General features: G+C 56.2%; 19 protein-coding genes and 1 pseudogene. 6 read left to right on the forward strand and 14 right to left on the reverse strand.

Annotated elements, in window-relative coordinates; all coding sequences use genetic code 11:
- Positions 1–126 precede the first annotated feature (126 nt).
- A complete protein-coding gene (gene putA / locus ABLQ08_RS25255; protein WP_352948088.1) occupies positions 127–3,600 on the reverse strand; it encodes a bifunctional proline dehydrogenase/L-glutamate gamma-semialdehyde dehydrogenase PutA in 3,474 nt (1,157 codons plus the stop codon).
- A 117-nt stretch (positions 3,601–3,717) separates the two neighbouring features.
- On the opposite strand from putA, the gene ABLQ08_RS25260 reads away from it, so the two are divergent.
- On the forward strand, positions 3,718–4,191 hold the full coding sequence (locus tag ABLQ08_RS25260) for an Lrp/AsnC family transcriptional regulator (protein WP_352948090.1): 474 nt from the start codon (positions 3,718–3,720) through the stop codon (positions 4,189–4,191).
- 134 nt (positions 4,192–4,325) lie between these two features.
- Here the strand turns inward: ABLQ08_RS25260 and ABLQ08_RS25265 are convergent, their stop codons facing one another.
- Complete coding sequence (locus ABLQ08_RS25265; protein ID WP_352948093.1) at positions 4,326–4,979, reverse strand: TetR/AcrR family transcriptional regulator; 654 nt, start codon at positions 4,977–4,979, stop codon at positions 4,326–4,328.
- Positions 4,980–5,336: 357 nt separating this feature from the next.
- Between ABLQ08_RS25265 and ABLQ08_RS25270 the strand changes: the two genes are divergently transcribed.
- Complete coding sequence (locus ABLQ08_RS25270; RefSeq protein ID WP_352948094.1) at positions 5,337–6,134, forward strand: dimethylarginine dimethylaminohydrolase family protein; 798 nt, start codon at positions 5,337–5,339, stop codon at positions 6,132–6,134.
- A 142-nt stretch (positions 6,135–6,276) separates the two neighbouring features.
- Here ABLQ08_RS25270 and ABLQ08_RS25275 read toward each other — a convergent pair.
- From ABLQ08_RS25275 to glyA, 5 genes and pseudogenes are all read right to left on the reverse strand, one after another.
- A pseudogene (locus tag ABLQ08_RS25275) lies at positions 6,277–7,599 on the reverse strand (D-amino acid dehydrogenase); the annotation flags it as partial.
- Positions 7,571–7,915 (reverse strand): RidA family protein, encoded by a 345-nt coding sequence (locus tag ABLQ08_RS25280; RefSeq protein ID WP_352948097.1) that lies wholly within the window; start codon positions 7,913–7,915, stop codon positions 7,571–7,573. The pseudogene ABLQ08_RS25275 and the gene ABLQ08_RS25280, both read right to left, overlap by 29 nt.
- Before the next feature lie 116 nt (positions 7,916–8,031).
- Positions 8,032–9,006 carry a helix-turn-helix domain-containing protein gene (locus tag ABLQ08_RS25285; protein WP_352948098.1) on the reverse strand — a complete coding sequence of 325 codons (975 nt, stop codon included), beginning with the start codon at positions 9,004–9,006 and terminating at the stop codon, positions 8,032–8,034.
- Between the two features lie 288 nt (positions 9,007–9,294).
- Positions 9,295–10,227 (reverse strand): bifunctional 5,10-methylenetetrahydrofolate dehydrogenase/5,10-methenyltetrahydrofolate cyclohydrolase, encoded by a 933-nt coding sequence (locus tag ABLQ08_RS25290; protein ID WP_352948100.1) that lies wholly within the window; start codon positions 10,225–10,227, stop codon positions 9,295–9,297.
- A 191-nt stretch (positions 10,228–10,418) separates the two neighbouring features.
- Positions 10,419–11,693 carry a serine hydroxymethyltransferase gene (gene glyA / locus ABLQ08_RS25295; RefSeq protein WP_352948103.1) on the reverse strand — a complete coding sequence of 425 codons (1,275 nt, stop codon included), beginning with the start codon at positions 11,691–11,693 and terminating at the stop codon, positions 10,419–10,421.
- A gap of 151 nt (positions 11,694–11,844) precedes the next feature.
- Between glyA and ABLQ08_RS25300 the strand changes: the two genes are divergently transcribed.
- The gene (locus tag ABLQ08_RS25300) at positions 11,845–12,723 is read left to right on the forward strand and encodes a LysR family transcriptional regulator (protein WP_352948106.1); all 879 of its coding nucleotides are present in this window, start codon (positions 11,845–11,847) and stop codon (positions 12,721–12,723) included.
- 85 nt (positions 12,724–12,808) lie between these two features.
- On the opposite strand, the gene ABLQ08_RS25305 is transcribed toward ABLQ08_RS25300, so the two are convergent.
- Positions 12,809–13,654 carry an NAD(P)H-binding protein gene (locus ABLQ08_RS25305; protein WP_352948109.1) on the reverse strand — a complete coding sequence of 282 codons (846 nt, stop codon included), beginning with the start codon at positions 13,652–13,654 and terminating at the stop codon, positions 12,809–12,811.
- A gap of 127 nt (positions 13,655–13,781) precedes the next feature.
- On the opposite strand from ABLQ08_RS25305, the gene ABLQ08_RS25310 reads away from it, so the two are divergent.
- Positions 13,782–14,132: a winged helix-turn-helix transcriptional regulator gene (locus ABLQ08_RS25310; RefSeq protein WP_352948112.1), complete on the forward strand. Its 351-nt coding sequence runs from the start codon at positions 13,782–13,784 to the stop codon at positions 14,130–14,132.
- A gap of 418 nt (positions 14,133–14,550) precedes the next feature.
- Here ABLQ08_RS25310 and ABLQ08_RS25315 read toward each other — a convergent pair whose 3' ends face one another.
- Positions 14,551–15,723, reverse strand: a complete 1,173-nt coding sequence (locus ABLQ08_RS25315) for a M24 family metallopeptidase (protein ID WP_352948114.1) — start codon at positions 15,721–15,723, stop codon at positions 14,551–14,553.
- A 419-nt stretch (positions 15,724–16,142) separates the two neighbouring features.
- Here ABLQ08_RS25315 and ABLQ08_RS25320 point away from each other — a divergent pair, with 419 nt between their 5' ends.
- Positions 16,143–17,027 carry a LysR substrate-binding domain-containing protein gene (locus ABLQ08_RS25320; RefSeq protein ID WP_352948117.1) on the forward strand — a complete coding sequence of 295 codons (885 nt, stop codon included), beginning with the start codon at positions 16,143–16,145 and terminating at the stop codon, positions 17,025–17,027.
- Positions 17,028–17,057: 30 nt separating this feature from the next.
- Here the strand turns inward: ABLQ08_RS25320 and ABLQ08_RS25325 are convergent, their stop codons facing one another.
- From ABLQ08_RS25325 to ABLQ08_RS25340, 4 genes are all read right to left on the reverse strand, one after another.
- Entirely contained in the window at positions 17,058–18,245 is a 1,188-nt protein-coding gene (locus ABLQ08_RS25325; RefSeq protein WP_352948119.1) for a M20 family metallopeptidase, read from the reverse strand.
- A gap of 45 nt (positions 18,246–18,290) precedes the next feature.
- A complete protein-coding gene (locus tag ABLQ08_RS25330; protein WP_352948121.1) occupies positions 18,291–18,836 on the reverse strand; it encodes an amino acid synthesis family protein in 546 nt (181 codons plus the stop codon).
- A gap of 60 nt (positions 18,837–18,896) precedes the next feature.
- Positions 18,897–20,162, reverse strand: coding sequence for an aminotransferase class V-fold PLP-dependent enzyme (locus ABLQ08_RS25335; RefSeq protein ID WP_352948124.1), 1,266 nt, complete (start codon positions 20,160–20,162; stop codon positions 18,897–18,899).
- 257 nt (positions 20,163–20,419) lie between these two features.
- Positions 20,420–20,581, reverse strand: a complete 162-nt coding sequence (locus ABLQ08_RS25340) for a hypothetical protein (protein ID WP_352948126.1) — start codon at positions 20,579–20,581, stop codon at positions 20,420–20,422.
- Between the two features lie 82 nt (positions 20,582–20,663).
- On the opposite strand from ABLQ08_RS25340, the gene ABLQ08_RS25345 reads away from it, so the two are divergent.
- Entirely contained in the window at positions 20,664–20,879 is a 216-nt protein-coding gene (locus ABLQ08_RS25345; protein WP_352948129.1) for a hypothetical protein, read from the forward strand.
- Positions 20,880–21,069: 190 nt separating this feature from the next.
- On the opposite strand, the gene ABLQ08_RS25350 is transcribed toward ABLQ08_RS25345, so the two are convergent.
- A complete protein-coding gene (locus ABLQ08_RS25350) occupies positions 21,070–21,540 on the reverse strand; it encodes an Lrp/AsnC family transcriptional regulator (protein ID WP_352948131.1) in 471 nt (156 codons plus the stop codon).
- Between the last annotated feature and the right edge of the window lie 70 nt (positions 21,541–21,610).

The raw sequence follows: 21,610 nt of genomic DNA on the forward strand, positions 1-21,610 counted from the left end.
GTTCCGGCGTCAGGTTGACGCCAGACCAGGGCAAGTCCAGGCAGAAAACACGTTTATTCACGCCCGCTTGGCCTGATCAAACGATCGCAGCCGTCAGTCAGTTTCCTGACTGACGGCTGCCCGCATTTAGCTGACTTCCGCCAAAAGGCTGGCATTGCCACCTGCTGCCGTCGTGTCGATGCAGATATGGCGTTCCATCCGGCAACGCACGGCCAGGTCCTCTTCCGCGAACAACGGCAACAGCCGGCCGGGCCGATTTGCAAGATGTTTCCGCGTAGCTGACAGGTCCGCCTCATCGCTCCAGAGCACCACGGCATCGAAGCCGTCGAGCTCTTCAAGTACCTGCCGGGCAAGAAATCCGTCCACACTGTGTTTGCCCACGGCGCCCGGAACGACAACAACCGCTGAGCAACCGTTATCCCTTGCTGTCTGCGCCTGACGCTCCGCGGCGGCAAGCGTTGGTCCGAGACATAAAATGACACCACGGCCATAGGTGGACAACCGGTTGGATTCGCCTGTCGGCCCAGGCAAAGAGATCGAATCCAGACGCGGATACCTCGCCTGACGCACTTCCTTGAGCTGCGCTGCAACCTTTACAAGGTCTGCTTTTTCTCCTGGGATCGGCTGACATGTTTCCATGTTCGGCTTTGCAAAACGGGGAACATAGTTGGGTCCACCTGCTTTCGGGCCCGTGCCGGACAGTCCTTCACCGCCAAATGGCTGCGAACCGACAATTGCACCGATCTGGTTGCGGTTGATGTACATGTTGCCGACATTCAAACGCGACGTGACCTGTTCAATCCGATCATCGATGCGCGAATGCATGCCAAAGGTCAGGCCGTACTGCGTTGCGTTGATCGCATCCACGACGGCATCCAGCTCGTCCGCCTTGAATGTTGCAACGTGCATCACCGGCCCGAAAATCTCCTTGGTCAGGTCGGCGATACCGGACACCTTGACAACGGCCGGCCCCACGAAGGTTCCGCGCTCTGGCGCGTCAAGCTGCTTGAGAAGCCGTCCTTCCCGACGTGCAGTCTCGATATGCTCGTCGATTTCCGAACGCGCACCCTCGTTGATGACGGGACCGACGTCGGTGCGATAGGACCAGGGATCACCTACGACCAGTTCATCGAGCGCGCCGTAAAGCATCTCGAGAAAGGGCTCCGCAATATCTTCCTGCAGGTAAAGGATGCGCAATGCCGAACAGCGCTGCCCAGCCGATTGGAAAGCTGACGCAATGATATCCTTGATCGCCTGTTCCGGCAGCGCAGTACTGTCGACGATCATTGCGTTCAAACCGCCCGTTTCGGCGATCAGAGGAGCTGCGGGATCCAGACCCGAGGCCATGGCCCGATTGATCGTCTGTGCGGTTGTGGTGGAACCGGTAAAGCAGACGCCCTTGATGCGCGGATCCGCGCTGAGTTTCGCGCCCACGACGGAACCCCGTCCAGGTATCAACTGAAGACAGGCTTCCGGCACCCCGGCCTTGTGCAACAGGCGGACAGCAACGCTTGCTGTCAGGGATGTCGGATCAGCAGGCTTTGCCAGAACACCATTGCCGGCAGCAAGGGCAGCGGCAATCTGCCCGGTGAAGATCGCCAGCGGGAAGTTCCACGGAGAAATACAGGAGACAAGACCTCGCGCCGGCATCTTGAGTTCGCCGACCCGCGCAGAATAATAACGCAGGAAATCCACCGCCTCGCGCAATTCGGCAATGGCATCCAGAGGCGTTTTCCCTGCTTCCCGGGTCAAAACGGCAAAAAGTTCGCCGAAATTGGCCTCATAGAGACAGGATGCCCTTCTCAGCACTTCCGCACGCATACCTGCAGATGCTGTCCACGCTTTTGCTCCGGCAAGCGCGGTATCGACATCCTCCGGCGAAGCGAGGACAACATTTCCGACTTCATCGGCCGGGTTCGCCGGGTTCGTCACCGGACGAACTTCAGTGCTGCCGACCGGCCCGGCGATCATTGGCTGTGCATGCCACTTGTGCGTCTGGAAGGGAGAACGTGCCGCTTCGATATCATCGAGATCATCGGTATCGTGTAGATCCCACCCTTTCGAGTTTCGGCGTTCTGCTCCGTAAAGGTCGGCTGGTTCGGAGATCAGGCTGCTGTCGGATATTTGCTCGAGCGTCTCAAACGGGTCGGCGGCCACTGTTGCCGGCGGCACGTTGGTGTCAACAATCTGGTTGACGAAGGAGCTGTTGGCACCATTTTCCAGAAGCCTGCGCACCAGATAGGCAAGGAGATCCCGGTGCGCACCGACCGGTGCGTAGATACGGCACCGGCTGTTGCCCCCTGCCATGACGTGATCGTGCAGCGCTTCTCCCATTCCATGCAGGCGCTGGAACTCGAATGCGGAAAGATCCGTTGCCATTTCGATGATCGCGGCGACCGTATGGGCGTTGTGGGTCGCAAATTGCGGATAGATCCGATCCGTCATTCCAAGCAGTTTTTGCGCACAGCAGATGTAGGAGACGTCCGTCGCGGCCTTGCGCGAGAACACCGGGAAACCGGACAGCCCTTCAACTTGCGACCGTTTTATTTCGGTGTCCCAGTAGGCGCCTTTGACAAGGCGGACCATGATCTTGCGATCGAGTTCGGCGGCAAGATCATGCAACCAATCGATTACCGGCGCGGCGCGCTTGCCGTAAGCCTGCACGACCACTCCAAAGCCATCCCATCCGGCCAGCGACGGATCACGAAGGACGGCTTCAATCACATCGAGAGACAGATCGAGCCGGTCAGCCTCTTCAGCATCGATGTTCAACCCCATGTCCGCGTCACGGGCCTTTTGAGCCAGGGACAGCGTGCGATCCACCAGTTCCGTCATCACCCGCTCGCGCTGACCGACTTCATAGCGTGGATGCAATGCGGAGAGCTTGATCGAGATGCCCGGGTTGTTGCGGATGTCTTCGGAACGGCAAAGAGGCGCGAGATTATCGATCGCATCGCCGTAGGCTTTGTTGAACGCATCCGCGTCCCTGGCGGTCAGGGCCGCTTCACCCAGCATGTCATAGGAATAGGTATAGCCTTCTGCTTCCTTCTTCGCGCCGCGTTTGACCGCCTCGGCAATCGTTTCGCCAAGAACGAATTGGCGTCCCATTTCCTTCATGGCCCGACCGACTGCAGCGCGGATGACAGGCTCACCAACTCGCTTGATCGCGTTCTTGAGCACAGCTGCCATGCCCTGCCCTTCCTGAAGAACCTTGCCGGTCAGCATCAGGGCCCAGGTAGATGCATTGACGAGCGAGGAACTCGACTTGCCCAGATGTTCACCCCATGCCGATGGCGCGATCTTGTCTTCAATCAGCGCGTCGATCGTTTCCGCATCCGGCACCCGGAGCAACGCCTCGGCAAGACACATCAGCGCAATGCCCTCTTCGCTCGAAAGGCCGTATTCGGCGAGGAAAACCTCCATCATGCCAGGATGGGAATCGGATCTGATCGCTTCAACCAGGGTGACAGCCCGCTGCCTTGCCCTTTCCCGCACGTCGAGCGGCAGGCTCGTGGTTGTCTTCAGGTCCTCAAGGACGGCGGCTTCATCGCGCAGATGGTTCGCGCGAATAGATGCGCGGATATCGGCTAGGTTTGACACTGGAAGGTTCCTCGCGTGAATTTTCTCTCCATTATACTGAATTTCCGAAAGTCACTTTTCCCGCATTGTGCTACAAAATCTCATTGTTACTTCTAATTTTTGAGATTTGCGGGAAAAATGACGGAAAAATCACCAATCATCGGGAACCTTGACCGCTTCGATCAAAAGATCTTGCGCGAACTCAGCAAAGATGGCCGACTTCCGGTGACGGACCTCGCCAAAAGAGTGGGACTGTCCAAGAGCCCATGTCAGGTCAGGCTTAAGCGATTGCAGAGCGAAGGCTACATTCGAGGCTTCAAGGCGATCATCGATCAGAAGAAACTTGGCCTGGAACACATTGCGTTTGTCGAGGTCAAACTCAAGGACACGACCGAACAGGCCTTGAGAGCCTTCAACGATGCCGTCAGAGCGGTTCCTGAAATCGAACAATGCCACATGATCGCCGGCGCTTTTGACTACCTGTTGAAGGTTCGAACAAGGGACATCACCAGCTACCGAACCATTCTGGGTGAAACTATCTCCTCATTGCCACATGTAGGCAGCACGTCGACGCATGTGTCGATGCAGGCAGTGAAGGATGAAACGAGTTGATCCGTTTTTAGCGGAATACTGCCGCAATTTTCACGCCTCGCAGAGTTCACCTTTGCCTTGCCTCAACGAGCAACACAACGCAGCTGCAAGCACCTGCGCCAGCGTGTCCCGGCGCCTCTTTTGCTTCTTGAAAATTATGATCGCGGCAAGGATTTCTGAAAGCTGCACAAATCGGTTTTCAGCAACGCACCGAAGCTTTCAAGACCGACCAAAACCAGTTCACCGTCGTGGAAGGCCTCCGGCAAAGCCCCGCCTTCCATCCACAAACCATCGAGAATGGCGTTGCCGGCGATGCTCAACCGGCGCAGTTCTGCCTCCGTAGCCGAGCGTCCCTGCTCGGCAAGCACATCGGCAATCAGCGATTTCAGGTGCAGGCGGAGAGAATCGTAGCCCCGTTTGTGGCTCGCGATCATCGCCTCGTCATGCAACAGGAGTTCAAAGAACCCTGCCCAGATTGCGACCGTGTCACGTCCGGTCACTGGGGCTTGCAGAGAAGCTTCTATGAACTTTGCAAGCCGTTCGCTGGCTCCGCCCTCCCCCTTTGATGCATCATCCGCGGCACGGACCAGCCCGCTCATATAGCTTTCATAGGCAGCCGCGATCAGCTCGTCCTTTGACTGAAAATAGTACCGGACCAGACCCTGGGTAACATTTGCTTCCTGCGTGATCTGTCGCACGGTAGCTGCCTTGACCCCGTCGCGCGCAATAATGCGCAGTGTTGCCGCGATGAGCTCGGCACGCCTCGTATCCGTGTTGTCCTTGCGAATCTTACCGTTTTTGTCCTGCATCGCGGTATCTTGCCGAAGAATCAGAGCCAGGCAAAATCTGTATCACCAAATTGAATCCGAGCGGGAAGTCACGCCACTCAATCTGCAATCGTCAGCTAACAGTCGCTCCGCCCCTGCCAAGAGTGTTCAGAAACAGATCGGGTTGACGACCATACCCGGCAACTCAGACCGGATGCGCCTTTTTCAACGAGATTTGCTGAAAGCGAACCAACGAACACTTGAACAGGAAAATGAAGCTGCCTGAACACGATATGCCTCACCCAAAATAATACAGTTGTATAAATTTATACATTTGTATAAATTGTCGATCAAACAATATGTCACAGCCTGTTACCAAAAGAGGAAAGGGAGAGGTTCATGACCAAACGCTCTTACAGCTTTACACATGCGATTACCCGCAGGCCCGGCAACTCCATTGTCGAAGGTCTCCGCGAGATCGACACCGGCGCGCCGGATCTCGAGATCTTTCTGTCGCATCATGCCGACTATGTAGCCGCGCTTGAGGCCACGGGAGCACATGTCACGGTACTCGATGCACTTGAGGAGTTCCCGGATTCCGTCTTTGTTGAAGACGCTGCGCTATGCCTGCCGGAGGGTGCCATCGCCATGCGCCCCGGTGCACCGAGCCGTCTGGCGGAAGCCAGTGCGATGGTGCCCTCGCTTCAGGAGTTTTATGAAGAGGTATTCATCATCGACGGCTCCGGCTTTATCGACGGTGGCGACATTCTGACAACCGAGCGGGAGATTCTCGTAGGCACTTCTGCACGCACGAACAGTGCAGGCATCGAAGAATTGCGGTCACTTGTCGGACGCTGGAATTATTCCGTGCGCGAACTGAAGACGCCTGAAGGTGTGCTGCATTTCAAAACCGACTGCTCGCTTCTGGACGAGGAGACCATTTTATCCACCAGGCGTCTGGCTAATACGGGATGCTTCGACGGTTACCGCGTTATTCATGTCGCTGATGGCGAAGAAGCATGCGCGAACGCTATCCGCTTCAACGAGCTGGTGCTCATGCCGGACGGCTTCCCTAAAACCGAGGAAACCCTGCTGAAGGCTGGCTACAATCTCCGCAAAATAGGCAATTCGGAATCTGCAAAGCTTGACGGCGGAATGTCCTGTCTGTCGCTTAGGTTTTCACCGCCGGCCAAGTGACCGGTATCTTTACGTCCTGCCGGAAAATAGAAGCCGGTGCGTATCGCAATCCGCAAGCGACACACACCGGCCTTGAGTACCAACTGAACACGCTTTTATCTTGTGAGGCGGAGAAATTGAAAAGTTGCGGTTCACTTCCCGCTTATTGATATCGAGTGGCTTCAAGTCCCTCAAACGAGATTTCAGGCGTCTTGCCGGTGACCAGATCCGCCACGGCACGTCCGGAACCGCACGCCATTGTCCAACCGAGCGTTCCGTGTCCCGTATTCAGGAACAAGTTGCCATATTGTGTTCTGCCCATGATGGGAGTTCCGTCAGGGGTCATCGGCCGTAGCCCGGTCCAGCCTTCCGCCCTGGAAACATCGCCTCCACTTGGAAACAGATCGCTAAAGACATGACGCACCGTGTTTGTGGCACGGGCTCCGAGCCGGTCGCTGTACCCAACGATTTCGGCTTGCCCCGCCACCCGAACGCGATCCCCCAGACGGGTGATCGCGACTTTGAAGGTCTCGTCCATCAAGGTTGATTGCGGAGCCATATCCGGATCGGTTACGGGCAGCGTGATTGAATATCCTTTGACGGGGTAGATCGGGAGCCGGATACCGACCGTCTTCAAAAGCTGCGCCGAATAGGGTCCAAGACAGCAGACGAAACGATCACCGGTCTCGGTCCCCCGTTCTGTTCGGACACTTTCAATCCTGCCGTTGGCAACAACCATCTCGCTAATTGTTTCGTCATAGCGGAAGACGACACCCAGTTTCGCAGCTTTCTCCGCAAGCTGTCTGGTGAACTTGAAACAATCGCCCGTTCGGTCCGCCGTCAGCCTCAAGCCGCCGACAAATTTTCCGGCGACCTGGCGAAGGCCGGGTTCCACGGCCATACATGCATCCTTATCCAGCACCTCGAACGGTGATCCGAATTCCTGCAGGACATCCTGATCGAGTTGCGACGCCTGGAATTGCTTGTCTGATCGAAACAGCTGAAGGGTGCCGCGATCGCGCTGGTCGAAATCCAGATCCACATCCGCCATCAACTCGGTCAGTGCTTCCCGGCTATAATCGGAAACGCGGACCATACGGCTCTTGTTCACACGGTAGGCGGTTTCAGAACAGTTCTGCAGCATCGCCAGTCCCCATGCCCACATGGTGGGGCTGACGAGCGGCCAGATGGTCAATGGCCGGTGCCGCATGAAGAGCCATTTGAGGGCTTTCTTCGGCACACCGGGTGCTGCCCATGGCGACGTCATGCCGTAGGAGAGTTCTCCGGCATTGGCGTAACTCGTCTCCAACCCCGCCTCGGACTGGCGGTCGACCACGACTACTTCAGCCCCGAGCCTTGCCAGATAATATGCCGTGGTTACACCGATAACCCCGGCACCCAGGACAACAACTTTCATTGGGATGACCTTTTCAGCGCACCGAACCTGGTTGCTCGGCTTATTCTTTTTCTGCAGCGGTGATGATGATTTCGACCTTGAGCTCAGGCCTTGCGAGCTTTGCTTCTCCGCAAGCCCTGGCAGGCGCATGACCGGCCGGAACCCAGCTGTCCCAGACACCATTCATTTCCGCGAAGTCCGACATGTCCGCCAGCCAGATAATCGCTTGCAGAATGTGTTCGCGGGAGGAGCCGTTTGCAGTCAGAAGCGCGTCTACGCGCGCCAGACATTCCTGCGTCTGTTCGGTAACGCTTCCGGTGCCGCCAACCTGTCCGCACAGGTAAAGTACACCGTTGTGTTTGACGACTTTGCTCATACGCTGACCGGTTTCAATCCGCTCAATCATTCCTGTTCTCCTTCTTTGCAAATACTGCCCCAGCGGGAAAATTCATCAGGGCCAGTTGCAGTGACCCGCGATGCTTGTCGCAACACAGGTTCTCCACTTGCTGCTTGTTTGGGTGGTTAGCGTTGATAGCGAAGCGCCCGGGACGCTGCCGGCGTTCGCTGATAGCGATCTCGATAACGCTGTCTGAGTGATGACATCGAACCGAAACCCGACGCTATGCTGATCTCTAGAATGGTCATGTCGCTGTGCCGCAAGAGTTGATGCGCGCGCTCCAGCTTGAGATTACGATAGACTTCCATCGGGCTTTCGCCGAAGGCCCGTTTGAATTTCCGTGCAAGCTGCCGCGAAGAGATATTCAGAGCGTTGGCGATCTCCAGAGAGGAAAGCGGCGTCTCTATGTTCTCGGTCATCAGGGACAGCGAATTCTGCAGAACAGCCTGACCTCCCGCAAGTTGAAGATACCGGTTCACCTGTTCCGATCTTTGACCTGTGTCCGCACTCTTCAAGCCCAGGTAATCCAGCACGCGCGCCGACAGGAGCTCACCCAGATCTTCTGCTATGATCGCGGCAAACATCTGAAGAGCAGCCAATCCACCGATTGCCGAATGAATTGGCCCGTCCCGGCACACAGGGCTGTCGCTCTCGTCGACGCGAAGACCCGTTTCAAGCGCAGCATCTCGCATGCTTGGATGAACGCTCAGTCTACGGGACTTCAAATAGGAAAGCCGGGAAGCGATCAAGGCTCCACCGCCAACAAGGGCGACGCGATGCATGCGCGGCAGGCGGACGGTTAAGATATTCAGCTCGGAACGTTCAACGAACCACATTTCGTCGATATTCCCGAAAAGCACGACCATTCTTCGCGGTGCTTCAGCCTTGCCAGAAAATGCGCTCGAAATATTCCGCACAATGCTGGTCCGGTAAAAGCTGCGGCCGGAAAACCTGTTGGCCAGCTCGAGTAGCTGCAGGCAGGCCTCCACAGCATACATCGACTGATCGGAGCCGAGCGCAAAGGTCACCTGCATTTCAGCTTTGAGCGGCTGCAAAGCAGTGCATTGGCATGGGGTCAGGTCGTGGGCTTGAAGCAACATGGTACACCTTTGCTGGGCTCGCCAGATTGATGACCCGATTTTCCGTCTTCAGGGTCCCTGCGCGCAAATCAGTTTTCTTGTTTACAAGGCCTAGAATTTCTAGGTCTTCAATTTTCGACGAGGCTTTCCTCAGACCACAGCGTGTTTTTGTATGCGCAACACTCCAAAGAGCGTCGCGAGAGCTCTCGGTGCTATCCGACTGCAGAGATTGCAGCGCGCACAAAAAATCCCTCTTCAAACGTCATGTTCGAGAGGGATCCGTGATCGGAGGAAGATTTGCGGCCGGGTTTACAGTTTCAGCTGCTCGTCGGAAAAAACACCAAGTTGGTTGTTGAAAGCCCGAACTGTGTTGACGAGAAGGTATGATATCGTCAGCGGCCCAACCCCTCCGGGCACAGGAGTGATGGCACTGGCGACCTTTCTGACTTCCTCGAAGTCCACATCGCCGACAATGCCCGGCTTTTTGCCGAGATCGCGCAGGCGATTGATGCCGACATCAATGACCACTGCCCCGGGTTTTACCCAGCTGGCCTTCACCAGTTGCGGAGCCCCTGCTGCCGCGACGATGATGTCCGCTGCCCGGCATTTTCCTTCAATATCGTGGCTCAGATGATGCACCGACGTGACGGAACAGCCTTGCTGCAGCAACAGCTCTGCCATCGGTTTTCCGACAATATTGGAACAGCCGATCACCGTAGCATCCTTGCCCTGAAAGTCGGAGATTTCGGTTTGCAGCAGTCGCAGGCATCCTTGGGGTGTGCAAGGTGCAAGGGCGTGATCCAACCCTGCCATGAACCGCCCGAAGTTGAGCGGATGGAAACCGTCCACATCCTTGGCCGGGTCGATGGCGTGGATGATTTCACGAGCGTCCATTCCCTGGGGCAGCGGCAGTTGCAGCAAGATGCCGTGTACCGATTTGTCGGTACTCAACTCCTCGACTGCACCCAGCAATGTTTCCTGCGAAACGTTCGCTGCCAGTTGTATCTTCCGGCTTTCAATCCCGACTTTCCTGCAGCGTTTGACCTTGTTGGCGACATAGATATGGCTGGCCGGATCTTCTCCAACGACGACCACAGCGAGATGTGGGCGCTGACCGCATTCCTGCTCCAGCCGAAAAATCGCATCGGACACTTCTGCATCAATCGTGTGGGACAGGGCCACGCCATCGATGATCCGGGATTGCTCGATTTCGTGTCGAACAGACTTATGGAAACTGCTCATCGCCAACCGCCCTATGATTCTGAACCTGTGTCCCTGACATGCCACTCGAAACCGCCGGGTGTGATCAGGGATCAATTCGTGAAATCAGACCGGCTCGAAACGTATATCCGGTTCTGCTCCAACGCGCAGGTCACACCTTCTCGTGCGAACCGGAGGCTCTATGCGCAAGTCTCTCCGGTTCGCGATGTTCTTCACTGGTAGATGGGGAACCTGTCGCAAAGCGATCTTGCGCGCTTCTGTGCCTTGGGCGTGACCTCGTCCAGGGTGTTTGCAGCGGTAGCCGCGATCAGGTCGGCAATGATCGTGCCCAGCTCAACGAACTCCGCCTCCTTCAGACCGCGTGTCGTTGCCGCAGCGGTTCCAAGACGAACTCCGACCCATTCCGGCGGGCGTGGGCTGTCAAAAGGAATGGGGTTCTTGTTGCAGGTAATGCCGGCAGCCTCCAACGCTACCTCGACCTGCTTCCCCGTAAGGTTGAAACTGCTGAGATCCAGCAGCACGATGTGCGTATCCGTTCCACCGGAGACAATCTGCACACCCCGATCTATCAGGGTCTTTGCAAGCGTCTGAGCATTGGCCTTCACCTGGGCAGCATATTCCTTGAAGCTCGGTTGCAACGCCTCGCCAAGGCACACCGCTTTTGCCGCTATCACCTGGGTGTGGAGAGAGCCCTGAACGCCTGGGAACACCGCTGCCTGTAGCTTGCGCGGCCATTCCTGATTGTTTTCGTTATTCCTGAACATGATCAGGCCGCCACGCGGTCCTCGCAGGGTCTTTGTGGTCGTGCAGGTCACGATGTCCGCATGAGGCAACGGCGAAGGATGAACTCCCGCGGCCACCAGTCCTGCGAAGTGAGCCATGTCGACATGAAAGAACGCACCCACCTTCCGTGCAATTTGACACATGCGGACAAAGTCGAACTCGCGCGGATAAGCCGAACCGCCACAGATCAGGAGTTTCGGCCTGATCTCTTCGGCGACCTTTTCCACCTCATCATAGTCAATGACACCCGTTTCCCTGTCGACGCCATAGTGGTGGGCCTCAAACCACCGTCCGGAGAGGTTTGCCCGCAAACCGTGGCTGAGATGCCCTCCAGCCGCCAGATCGAGACTGAGAACCTTGTCGCCCGGCTTGAGCACGGTAAAGAAAACCGCCAGATTGGCCTGACTGCCCGAGTGCGGCTGCACATTTACATAATCCGCACCGAACAGTTCCTTGGCCCGATCAATGGCCGCCTGCTCGACGATATCGACATTGTGGCCGCCGCCGTGAAAACGGCTTCCCGGGTAACCTTCCAGGGTCTTGTTGGTCATCTCATGCCCAAGTGCATCCAGCACTGCCCGGCTGACGATGTTTTCCGAAGCAATCAGTTCGATCTGGGTCTGTTGCCGATTTTTCTCAGAAGTCAGAGCTTCTGCGACCAAAGGGTCCGTCTGAGATACAGGTTGGATAAAGAAGCCGGTCATGTGTCACTCCCTGGCCCATGTCCCACACCGCATGGACGAACGCGGCCGGACTTGGTGTTGTCATCTTGTGCTGACCTCAGAAAAACAGACCTTGCGATTACCGCGCAAATTAGTTTTACTATTTGTTAGGCGTAGAAAAAATAGGTCTAAAATGGCAGTTGCCCCTCCCCGTCCGAAATGGCCTCCCTTGAACTCGTTGCGCGCCTTCGAAGCCGCCGCGCGCTTGCAGAGTTTCACCTCTGCTGCCGACGAGCTTTGTGTCACGCCCGGTGCCGTCGCCCAGCACATCAAGTCCCTGGAAGCTCAAATCGGGGAAAAACTGTTTGTGCGGCACGCCAAGGGTGTGGAACTGACAAGGCTCGGAGCGAGCATCCTGCCTGCTTTTGTTCAAGCGTTTGACGCACTAGGTCTGGCGGTACACAGCCTGCGTAGCAACGCGGCATCGACCGAGATCCGGATCGCCGCCCTGCCCAGTCTGTCGCAACTCTGGTTGTCGTCCAGGCTGCCGAACATACGTAAGGCGATCCCGGACAGTTCGATATCCATCACGGCACTAGAAACCAAACCGAACCTGAATCGGGAACCTTTTGATCTTGCGATCTTCTTCGAGGACCTGCCTGGTTCCACCGATGCTGTCGAGCTTGGCAGGGATATCATTTATCCCGTTTGCGCTCCGGAACTGGCAGCAACGCTGTCCGACCCGCAGGACCTGTCGACAGTTCCATGCCTGCACGATACGACCTGGAGCAACGATTGGTCCATCTGGTGTGAAGCAACACAATCAGGCGACACAATCGATCACCATGGACCCGCCTTTTCTCTTTACAGCCTTGCACTGGAAGAAGCGAAAAACGGAGCGGGTGTCCTGATGGGGCACGATGCGCTGGTACGCGACTCCATGGCAAATGGCAGCCTCGTCAAACCCTTTGACATCGAAGTGCGCCTGCCAAGAAGGATCGCGATCTTTCAAGCTCAGACCACCGCTGACACCCCGGAAATCACAAAGATTATTGAGCAGTTGGCCCTGTAGCGGCATCTGTAGCTGGACGTTCGCAAAACCTCGCGAGGTCTTCCCCCGATCCAGGGAAGGCCTCGTTGAGGTTCAGAGCCCGTTGTTACCAGTTCACGCCTGCAGCAAACCTTGCGAAGGTTTGCGGGGCAACGCCGGTTATGGTTTCCACATCATCGAACACCCGGGCCATGACGCCTTGTCGTGTGAGGTGGTAGAGGCCACCCAGCATCTGAACCGATGCTTCCGGCATCCCCTGGGCGCGGGCACCGTCGAGCATGTCATCCTCGCTGATCGCCTGATACTGGATGTCTTTTCCGGAGTATTCCGAGATCATCCGGGCAACGTCAGCATGATCGATCGCCTCAGGTCCACTCAGGTTGAATTCACGGCCATACAGCTTGTGCCTGAAGGCTCTTGCGGCAGCGGCTCCAATATCCTCGCAGGAGATGAAACTGGTCCTGGCGTCCGCGGCTGCAAGCAAGATACGCCCGGTCTCCAGCATCGGAGAAATGAATCCTGTCGAGAAGTTTTCCATGACAAAGTTCGGCCGGAAGATCGTATAGTTCACACCTGAATTCATCAGGTGTTTCTCCGTGATGCGCAAGGCATCGTCATCTTCCAATTCCACACCGAATGAGGAGTTCAATATGATGTGCTCGACCCCGGCGTCCCTTGCCTCATCGATGAACGGGATCAGCACTTCATGCGCGAACGGATCCATCGGCGGGGCGATCAGATAAACGCCCGCGACCTCCTCGAGCGCAGCAGTTACGGTGTCCGTTTCACGATATACCAGCTTTGTCTTTTCAACCTCGCTCGAAAAAGCAGCGTTGTCGGGGTTGGTTGACCCGGCACGCACGCTGAACCCTTTGTCAAGCAGGCTCCTCAAAACTGCGCCACCGATATTTCCGGTCGCGCCGGTTACAAGAATTTTCCGTTCATCAAGCATGTCAGCCTCTCGAAATAATTGCAGCACCGGGATTGACTTGCCCGGTCGGTCTGCAAGTTATGAATGAGAGAACTGGAAAGTAAGTACGCACCTTCTGGTAACTATAAAATTGTGAAAGTCGAAACTCATGAGCGTCTCATTGCCGCCCAATCCGTACGGCGCCGACTGCCCCTCGAGGAAACTTCTGGAACTTATTGGAGACAAATGGTCTTTGCTGATCCTGCCCGCACTGGTCGATGGGCCGAAACGGAACAGCGAGCTGATGCGCCACATCGAAGGCATTTCCCAGAAAATGCTGACGCAAACGCTAAAATCGCTTGAGGAGGCTCGGCTCGTTCACCGGCATGACTATGGCGAAGTGCCGCCGCGTGTCGATTATCGACTGACCGAATTCGGAATTTCCCTTGTGAAGATCGTAGCGCAATTGGATCAGTGGGTTATCGACCATTACGAAGAAATTACCGGATCAGAAAAGTGAGCACGCGCACAACCCGTCAACTGATTTTCGAGGCACCGGCAAAAGTACAGAGCCATGCCAGGTCGGTGGAAGCTCTGTTCTTCCATGTTCGCCGGTAATGCCATATCGGATGCGCAAGACAGTGCGAGCAAACAAATGTGCGCCACACTCAATGAAGCTGCAAAGCGCCTGTCAACTCCTCCATCGATCGCACCACAACCTCAGGCATTGACCAAGTGCAATCGATCCGACACCAAGATAGAAGCTTGCTCCGGCGAACGCCCCCAGTGTCTGCCAAAGGGGCACACGTCCCAGGGTAAGCACGCATAGGATGATGGTCGCTACGCCCAGGGTGCCAAAAACGATAATGGAAAGCCTTGGGTACACCGGGTGTTCCTTCGTCTCGCATCGGATGGAAAGAAAGGACAGCACCCCAGGGTCAGTCAATAACGACAAGCTCAATCGGTGCCTTGTCCAACCGTTCTGGTCCGGTTTGTGTCATGAGAAAGCTGCCGCCCAGCAGCATGCCTGTCCGCTCCCCCATCGATTGCATTGACGAATGAATGTAGAACGCCATGCCAGGCTCAAAAACGTCGTCGCACTCAACCTGTATGGTTATCTGGTTTTCCCAGACAGGAGGATAGGCCGCAGACAGCCCGACACCGAAACGCATGGGGTAGCAGTCTCCCAACCCCAGGTCGTCCAAGGCGCGTTGATAGGCGATCTCGACATCTCCGATCCGCCCACCAATCCGGGCTGCCTCCAGACCTGCCTGAAAAGCGGTAATCGCTCCGTGTTCCATGTCACGTATTCTTCGGGATGGGCTCCCCAGCGTGAGGGAACCCATGGTCACGCTGTGGTACCTACGGGCCACACCGGCGAACTCGGCATGTACGAGATCCCCCGCTTCAAGCCTGCGCGGTGATGCCATGGCGTGCTGGCAATATCCGCGCGGTCCCGAGGCCATCCAGGTCGGAACGGCCGGATAGTCGCTACCGGCGGAACGCATCGCGTATTCGATTTCAGCCGCCAATTCGATCTCGGAGATCCCGGGTCGCGCGGCCCGGTAGAATGCGTCGATACCGTTGTTGGCATAACCGGTCGCCTCGTGAAGGTAAGCTATCTCACGGGGAGACAGGATTGTCCGAAGTCTGCCCAACAGATGCCAGCAATCGACAAGCGTACAGTTTCCAAGCCTCTCTTCCAGAGCTTTGGCGAGAGTGCCATTCATTGTCGGGCCCGAAAGATCCAGCCCAACAATTGATTTCCTCGTTCCGCATTCGGCGAGGGTGTCATGGATCAGATCCGAAAGCTTCGTAGCGCCCAACCGAAAAGCCTTCACGCGTCCGACAACAAGCGTTTCTTCTGCCTGCGGCAGATCCCCGTCTCGTAGAAGGAGAACCGGGTCCTGGTTGTCAGTCGGCAACACCAATGCCTGCGCTCCAATGGCGTGGTGGGTATGGGCTTCGTAGCCGGTGAAGTAATAGAGCAGCTCGGGCGAGGTCAGGACGCATGCCCCGATACCAGCAGTCTCCAGCAACGATCTTGCCTTGAGGAGCCGGTCTTCGTGTTCTTCTGCCGTGAATGCCCGAAAGTCCCATTTGTCAGTCATCAGTTAGTCCCGCCGAGCCCTCTGCATGAATGATCTCCCTGACCTGTCCGGACTGTCGATCAACATCACCTTCCGGCCTGACACCAGACATCGGCTCAAGTCATAAAGTGGCCGTCGCACATGCCAGCAACAGTGCAAGTATGGTCTTGCACATGGTGTCGTGCCGGTTCCAGTTTCGAAAAATCCGTCGGTCGTCTGCAGGCTATTTTTGGCTCGGCTGGAGTGAACCGCAATCTCATCATTTTAAGTCATTGATTTACTTTTTTTGAATCTATCGAGAGATCTCGCTCGCTGACAAAGGAGAATATGTGACCTAACATGGCTAAAACTCACCACAACATGGCTCAAAGTCGATGCGACAGCCCGTTCAGAGCTCGCTAGTGATTAAATTGATTTGAACCAAAAGCAGAGCTGCAAGCATGAAACGACGTCTGCCACCGCTCTATTCGCTTCGGGCATTTGAGGCTGCCGCCCGATTGGGCGGTTTCTCAAAAGCCTCTGAGGAATTGCACGTCACACCTGCCGCGATTACGCACCAGATCAAGAAGCTGGAAGCTGAACTGGGAGTGGAGTTATTCGTTCGACATCATCGCGGTGTAGCCCTCAACAAGGCAGGAACCGACTATCTCAACATCGTCAACAAATTGCTCGACGACCTCACCAGGCAGACGCAGCATTTCAAGTCGAAGCACCGAAGCCAGCCAATCAGAATTGCCGGCCTTCACATTGTCTGCAACCGCGTGCTGCTTCCTGCGATCCAGACCTTTCTGGTCGACTATCCTGAAATCAGGGCCGAACTGATCGCCGACATCAAGTTGCCGGAGTTCAGGTCCGGCAATGTCGACATCATCATCCGACATGGAGAAGCCCCGCCAGAGGGATACGAAACCCAACTCATTCTGGAAGAAAATCTGACGCCGGTTTGCTCACCGGCATTTGCGGCCAGCCATCTGGAAGGCCTCCAGGCAAAGGACCTGAGCGGAATGCCAGCGCTCTATGATCTCTACTGGCAGGCGGACTGGCAGGACTGGCTGCAGGCGGCAGGCCTTCCCGATCTGGAAAACAGCCTCGGTTTCAGCCTTTATTCCATGGTTATCGAATCTGCCGTGGAAGGAACCGGGATCGCCATGGGGCACACCGGCCTCATCCGGAAAGAGCTCGAGTCCGGAGCCCTGATCAAACCCTTCGAGCTCGAAATCCCCAGCCGGAACCGGTATTACGCGGTAACAACCAGAGAGATCCTGCGCAAACAAGGCGTCCGGGTTTTCTGGGACTGGCTGTCGGAGAATGTTGCGCAGGCTTGAGCGCTGGTCCTGGCGCCCCAAGGTCTTTGCTCACCACGCTGTGTCGGTAAGTGCGAGAATGGCATTCAGATAGATGGCGGTTGCTTTTTCCATCTGATCGATCTCGACATATTCATCAACACTGTGTGCCTGCTTCAATGAGCCTGGACCGCAAATTACGCAGGGAAAGTCGAGATTCGGCCCGTCGGTTCCACCGGGGAATGCCCTTATCTGCGCTTCCGATGCCAAAACATTCGAGACTGCAACCTTCATCTCAACGACAAGCGGAGAATCGACGGAAATATCCAGAGGATCTACTTGCAGGAATGGCTCCGAGACTTCGTAAGCAAGGTCGGGGTGGCTCTTTCTCAATTCGGCGAGGCGGGCGTTGTAGCCGGCTATGATTTCTTCAGTGTTTTCGCCGGGCAGGAAGCGCCGGTCGACTTCAAGGGTGCACATATCGGGAACTGCCGAAACGATCTGCCCGCCATTGACGACGTTCATTGAGAAACGACCATTTCCGCACAAAGGATGGGGAGCTTCAAGTTGCAGTTCAGCGTTATAGGTCGAGAACGCAGCAATCACCTGCCCCATATGCTCAACTGCGTTCACCCCGTTTTCCGGCCCACTGGAATGGACGGCTTTGCCAAACGTCTTGAACGTGACCCCGAGCTGCCCTTTGTGAGAGGGACAAATGGCCAATTCAGTCGGTTCACCAACAATACCATAGTCAGCTTTCGGTCCGTTCCGGCCCATGTCGGCAGAGCCGATCTGCACATGTTCTTCATCGCACAGACCTGCAATGATCAGATCACCCGCCAACTCAATTCCATGCGCGCGAAGGAGTTCCGCCACCTCGAGAAAACAGGCAATTGCGGCCTTCATATCGCAGGCGCCGCGGCCGTGAACCCGCCCGTTTCGCACAACTGGCTCAAATGGAGCCTGATAGCCATCCACTCCGACGGTATCGAGGTGCGCGACGAGCATGACGCTAGGCCCATCGCCTTTGCCCCTCAGCTTTCCCCAAACGTTCGGCCGCCGATGCGCAACTTCGCGCCGCTCTGTTTCAAAACCAAGCTCCTGCAGGCGCGACAGCAGAAAATCGGCGACATCTTCTTCCGAATGACCATCGGTTGGCGCCTGGTCAAACGGATTGACGCTCGGAATTGCGATCAGGCTCGCCAAATCCCGCACCAAGCGCGCGGACACAGGTTGGATCGCAACGTCGGCAGTGGCCATTGATGCCATGTCCATCATACTCTCAACTTCAGATTTTCAGCGGGATCACTTGACCATGCGTTCAGTGCCGACACGGGCATTCGGCCGACCGCCATCAGCCAGCGCCACAACCATCATGATCTCATCGGGGCGCGGACTGTCCGGGACGCAAACCGGCATGGCATCGAAATGCGCGAACGACCAGGCGTCGTCCTTGTGCCCGAGCGGAACGTCGAGCGTGGCCCCGGCAGCACCGACCTTTGCCGCCGACGGAATAAGCGCCTCTCCTCCTCCAATCGGCTCCCGCATCGCCTTGCCGAGCTTTGGATGAAGCAATGCATGACCATGTTCCAGGTCACCATTCACACCGACCAGCGCCGCCTTGCCATAGGAAACCGCCGGATTGGGCAGGTGAGGCAATGCCTGTTCCATCAACCCTGTCCCAAGCTCTCCACCCAGTTCGAAGAGCTCTGACAGGTCTCGAACAAACCGCCCGGAAAATGGATTGGCAATGATGCCGGCAGCAGCAACCCGGACAATAACCTGTTCGCTGTTTTCACCGGCTTCGGCAAAAATTGTTTCGCTGAAGAGCGAGATTTTTCTGATCTTCATTCACCCCTCCCCGGGCGTGGCAATCACGGCTGAATCCTTCAAGTCGCCTGCCTGGTCCAATCAATAAATGCCGTAGACCTCATCTTCTCCCTTGGCCCGAAGCTTTCCCTCGCGTGCCGCAGAGACGATGCCATCCAGATCGGACACGAAGTCACCGGCTATTTGATGATGGTGATGGCTCAGCATCAGCAGGATGCTGTCAGGCTTGGATCCGATATTGATCCCCCAACCTCGTGCCATCAGAGCGTCGGCAATGGCGTGGACGTCAAGACCGTCCGCCTTGAACGCAAAGTGCGGTCCTTGCGGAGTTCCCAGCACCTGAAGACCGTCGATTTCTTCGACACCCTCAATGAATGCTTTGCGACCATTGATGATGCCGCGTGTGACTTCCACAAACCCCTCACGCCCGAGAAAATTGAAGACAGCCCATGCAGATGCAATCGGACCAGCATTTCGCGACCCGGCAAGGTTCTTGGAATAGTAAGCGCCTGCCGGCCAGGCATCAGAGCTGAAACCCTGCCATTTCACCAAGGATTCGTCGGACAGGCACAGGATTGAGCAGCCGCGATAGGAATAGCCATATTTGTGAAAATCAGCTGAGATGGACGTGACCCCAGGCACGGAAAAATCAAAGTCCGGGACGTCTTCTCCAAGCTCCTTTGCGAAGGGTAGCATGAAGCCGCCGATGCAGGCATCGACATGCATCCACAAATCGTGCCTTTGCGCCAGCGCGGCAATCTCCACGATCGGATCGACGACACCAAGCGGAAACGGCGGTGCCGACCCGACGAGAGCGATCGTGTTTTCATTGATTGCAGCCTCCATGGCCGCGACATCGGCGCGGTAGTCGAGGCTATGATCGATCTGAACCACCTTGATCCCCAAGAAGTGGGAAAGCTTGTTGAAGACCGCATAAGCCGCCTGGGGAATGACGATCTCGGGCTTGTCGATCCCCTTTTCCACGCGGGCTTTGTCGCGCGCGCATTTCAGCGCGAGCGTGATGCTTTCCGACCCACCGGTCGTAATGGTTCCCGCCGCTCCAACAGGTGCGTGAAACAGATCCAGCGCCATATCGATGACTTCGGTTTCCCATTTGCGCACGCTCGGATGCAGACCGGTCTGGTGAACCACATTGTCGCCGATATGCCGGACAAAGGCCTCCCGGGCAACACGCGCGACGTCTTCGCCGCCGAAATAGGAAGCCGTCAGGTTCTTCAGGGAAAACCAGTCCCAGTCGTTTGCACGGGCCTGGATCATCTGATCCGAAACCAGCTTTTCGGGCTTGCCGGATGCCGGGAATGCCAGGCGGTCTGCGTTGGATGTCATGGGGGTCCTCATTCACACGTGTCTCACCCGAAGACGGGTTACTTGCGTGAACTGTGCCGCTGGAAACCTGAACCGGCAACAAGATGGTTTTCAGCCAGAGATTCAATTATTTTGTCGCAAATTGCGGAATTTCAGAAGGTCAGACGTCGGATTGCACGCCTCTGTGAAATGCCTATCTTACGTGCTGAATTTGATTGCTTGCGAAGTTGCCGTGAGCAAACAGACATCAGGGACCATCAATCCCGGTGCGCTCTGTTTCAGGCAGCCATTTCCTGATTCAACCGATCTACAAACTGTTCCAGGCGACGATGTTCCCCAATGGGATGCAGCGAGATCATCCGGTAACTGGCAGCACTCGCAACTTCCCGGTCCAGCGCCTGTACGAGTTCGCCGCTTTCCAGGTTTCTTGCAGCTATCATCTGGCCAATGGTTTCCGGTTTACTGACGGCTGCAGACGACGACCTTTTCCGTTGGCTCTACCTTCTTGAAAAGTGTGAAGGAATGCGTGTCGAACCATCGGGAACCTCAGCATGCGCCGGACCGCATTTCCTGGTGAACACTCCCATGGGACAAAACTACGTTGCACTGCAGGGTCTGACCGACAGCATGAAACGAGCAACCCATGTCATCTGGACCACAGGTGGCAAATTTGTGCCGGAGGAACAGTATCGGATTTTCCATGAGCGAGACCGGTCTCTTGTGAGCTCTCCATTCTGAGAGCTTCCACATCCGGATCGTTCGATCGATTTGCCTGCTGTCGAAGACAGAGCACCCTGCAACCAGCCGGCTGCGTGGATGTTCGCGCATCGGGACACGTCACCTTGATGCAGTCGCCAGACTAGTGGAAAGAACCTCAAAGTCCGGTCTGAACGGTTGTTCGTGTCAGCGGCGAAAACGCCTCATGACCCTATGGGCTGTCTTCGTCCAGATATAGCGCGAGCCCCACCTTGACCGAATCCACGACAACATTCGTCGAAAACCGCTTGACCATGGGGTTGTCGCGGCAGAACTCTTCCTGAAACTCCTCGAATTCCTGCATGTCGCAAACCGATATTATGAGTATGAAGTCCGACTGCCCCGTGACGGAGTAGCATTGCATGACTGTCGGGTTCTTCCGCATTGCAGCCTTGAATTGGGAAACCTCCTGCGCCCCTTCCCGCTCCAGCGTGACATCGATGATCAGCGTCAGTTTCTTGCCGACTTTTCCCGGGTCAATGACGGCAATGTCACTGCGGATGGTGCCGTTGTCGCGCATGCGGGTCAGCCTGCGCTGGCAGGCCGATGCGGAAAGACCGACCTGCGCTCCGATTTCTTCCGAAGTGAGACGATTGTTATGTTGAACGAGGTTCAGGATCTTCAGGTCGAATGTGTCCAGCATCTGGCAAGTCTCTCATGGCAGCCGCGTTCAGTACGAGACAGACAATTTGCAGAATTTCCGCGCCATTTCC

The sequence above is a fragment of the Roseibium sp. SCP14 genome (genome assembly GCF_040329475.1).
Taxonomy (GTDB): domain Bacteria; phylum Pseudomonadota; class Alphaproteobacteria; order Rhizobiales; family Stappiaceae; genus Roseibium.